The sequence below is a fragment of the Pseudomonas sp. P7779 genome (genome assembly GCF_013386315.1).
In the GTDB taxonomy this organism is placed as follows: Bacteria; Pseudomonadota; Gammaproteobacteria; order Pseudomonadales; family Pseudomonadaceae; genus Aquipseudomonas.
The window spans coordinates 1-2565 of sequence record NZ_JACARZ010000010.1; the positions used below are offsets into that span (position 1 = coordinate 1).

The following is a 2565-nucleotide window of genomic DNA, read 5'->3' on the forward strand; positions in this document are numbered from 1 at the left end:
GATGCGGGCTACCAGATCGCGATTGATTGCGCCAAGGAGCAGGGTTTGAACCTGCCGATGGTCAAGTAAACCAGGCAGCCAGTTGCACCCTTTGCTTCATGGACGTCGGGCAGGTTGAGACGGATTTCAAGGTTCCGGTGCTTTATGTGTTTTCGGTAGGAGTGACTTGATGAGTCTCATGCAGATGCTCAGTTTTGGCGACACGGGTTGGGGGATGGCCTTGCTCAAGGCCGCCCTCATGACCGTGTTGTTGACCCTTGCGGCGCTGGTGGTCGGTGCGCTGGTCGGCAGCCTGGTGGCCATGGCCAAGCTTTCCAAAAAGCGTGCCTTGCGATACCTGGGGGATGCCTATTCCATCCTGTTCCGGGGGATTCCGGAGCTGTTGGTGATCTACCTGTTCTATTTCGGCGGTGCCAGTGTGGTGACGGCCGTCAATCACTGGTTTGGCGGTGAAGGCTATGTCGATGTCCCGCCGTTCATGGTGGGGGCCATCGCCGTCGGATTGATCTCGGCGTCGTATCAGGCTGAGGTCTATCGCGGTGCCTTTATCGCGGTGGCCAAGGGTGAGCTTGAGGCAGCACTGGCGATCGGCATGAACCGCGCAACGCGGATTCGCCGGGTGCTGATCCCGCAGATCTGGCGGTACGCGCTGCCGGGCCTGGGCAACGTCTGGCAAATGAGCCTGAAAGACTCCGCGCTGATTTCGGTGATTGGCCTGGTGGAACTGATGCGCGCCAGCCAGGTGGCGGCGGGTTCCACGCGCCAGTACTTCACGTTCTACATCGTCGGCGGCGTGTGCTACCTGATTCTGACCGGGCTTTCGGGCCGTCTTTTCAATATTGCCGAAGCGCGCGTACAGCGTACGCAGCGGCGCAATCCTGCACAGTCGTGAGAAGGGACCGTTTGCCATGATCGATTTCGCCTTTCTTGCCGACACCATGCTCAAGTTGCTGGGTGCCTTGCCCATCACCCTGGCCTTGTTTTTTTCGTCCCTGACCCTGGGGTTGCTGCTGTCGCTGGGCGTGGTGTCCATGCGCGTCAGCCGCTGGCCATTCCTCAGCTACCCGGCGCGTTTCTACATCATGCTGTTTCGCGGCACGCCGCTGATGATCCAGATGTTCCTGATCTATTACGGCCTGGGGCAGTTCCCGGCGATTCGCGACAGCTTCCTGTGGGTGGTGTTGAGGTCGCCTTATGGCTGCGCCGTGGTCTCCCTGGCGCTGTGCACCGCCGGTTACACCGCTGAAATCATTCGCGGTGGCCTGCTGAGCGTGCCTCAAGGGCAGATCGAAGCGGGGCAGGCGGTAGGCATGGGGCGTTGGACCCTGCTGTGGCGAGTGATCGGCCCGGTCACCTTGCGCCAGGCGCTTCCGGCCTATTCCACCGAGGCCATTTTGCTGGTCAAGTCCACCGCGCTGGCCAGCCTGGTCACCGTGTGGGACGTCACCGGCGTGGCGCAACAAATCATCCAGCGTACCTACCGCACCATGGAAGTGTTCATTTGTGCGGCGTTGATCTACCTGATCCTGAATTTCCTGGTGGTGCGTGTGGTGGCCTGGATTGAACATCGTCTGTCGCCCCATCTGCGTGAGCGGCCGAAAGACCTGCCGGTCAAGCAAACCCCCGAACCTATTTCTCATTCCTGATTGCAGCGGAGCTTGTCATGAGTACTCAGATTCAGAGCGCCCTTACGGTTAACAACATTCACAAGGCTTTCGGTTCGGCACAGGTTCTCAAGGGGATTTCGCTGGAGGCTCACAAAGGTGACGTGATTTCCATCCTCGGTGCCAGCGGTTCGGGCAAGAGCACTTTCCTGCGTTGTATCAACCTGCTGGAAACCCCGGACGAGGGCAGTATTGTGCTCGACGGCGAAACCATCGAGCTCAAGCGCCAGCGCAACGGTCGGTTGTTGCCTGGCAGCACGCGGCAGGTGGAGACCATGCGCAGCAAGCTGGGCATGGTGTTCCAGAGTTTTAACCTGTGGTCGCATATGACGGTTTTGCAAAATGTCATCGAGGGGCCGATGCGGGTGCTCAAGCGTTCGAAGGCCGAGTGTGTGGAGGAAGCTGAGCAACTGCTGCACAAGGTGGGGCTTTATGATCGCCGTGATTATTACCCGGCGCATTTGTCGGGTGGGCAGCAGCAGCGGGTGGCGATTGCCCGGGCGTTGGCGATGAACCCGCAAGTAATGTTGTTTGATGAGCCGACGTCGGCGCTGGACCCGGAGTTGGTGGGGGAGGTGTTGCGGGTGATGCGGTCGCTGGCCGAGGAAGGGCGGACCATGTTGGTGGTGACCCATGAGATGGGGTTTGCGCGGCATGTGTCCAATCGGGTGGTGTTTATGGCCAATGGGTTGATTGATGCCCAGGGCACCCCGGCGGAGTTGTTTGAGGGGTTGCCGACTGAGCGGTTTCGGCAGTTTGTATCGAGTCATACGCAGCGTAGTGCGGAGTAGTGGAGTGTTAAAAGCAAAGGCAAGATCCAGAGCGAAGGCAGAGCTGCTTTTCTGTAGGAGCTGGCTTGCCGGCGATGCAGACACCTCGGTGCATCAGGCACACCCAGTTG

Annotated in this window: 3 protein-coding genes; all 3 read left to right on the plus strand. The window is 59.6% G+C overall.

Annotated features, from left to right (window positions below):
• Nucleotides 1–169 precede the first annotated feature (169 nt).
• From HX869_RS03845 to HX869_RS03855, 3 genes are read left to right on the plus strand one after another with little or no spacing between them, the layout of a single operon-like run.
• Nucleotides 170–892, plus strand: coding sequence for an ABC transporter permease (locus tag HX869_RS03845; RefSeq protein ID WP_003220032.1), 723 nt, complete (start codon nucleotides 170–172; stop codon nucleotides 890–892).
• A gap of 16 nt (nucleotides 893–908) precedes the next feature.
• Nucleotides 909–1646 carry an ABC transporter permease gene (locus tag HX869_RS03850; protein ID WP_102369535.1) on the plus strand — a complete coding sequence of 246 codons (738 nt, stop codon included), beginning with the start codon at nucleotides 909–911 and terminating at the stop codon, nucleotides 1644–1646.
• 17 nt (nucleotides 1647–1663) lie between these two features.
• On the plus strand, nucleotides 1664–2455 hold the full coding sequence (locus HX869_RS03855; protein WP_003220035.1) for an ABC transporter ATP-binding protein: 792 nt from the start codon (nucleotides 1664–1666) through the stop codon (nucleotides 2453–2455).
• The last annotated feature ends 110 nt before the right edge of the window (nucleotides 2456–2565 follow it).

Coding starts and splice junctions, on each gene's coding strand:
- HX869_RS03845 (WP_003220032.1), top strand. CDS start 170: ATGAGTCTCATGCAGATGCTCAGTTTTGGCGACACGGGTTGGGGGATG.
- HX869_RS03850 (WP_102369535.1), top strand. CDS start 909: ATGATCGATTTCGCCTTTCTTGCCGACACCATGCTCAAGTTGCTGGGT.
- HX869_RS03855 (WP_003220035.1), top strand. CDS start 1,664: ATGAGTACTCAGATTCAGAGCGCCCTTACGGTTAACAACATTCACAAG.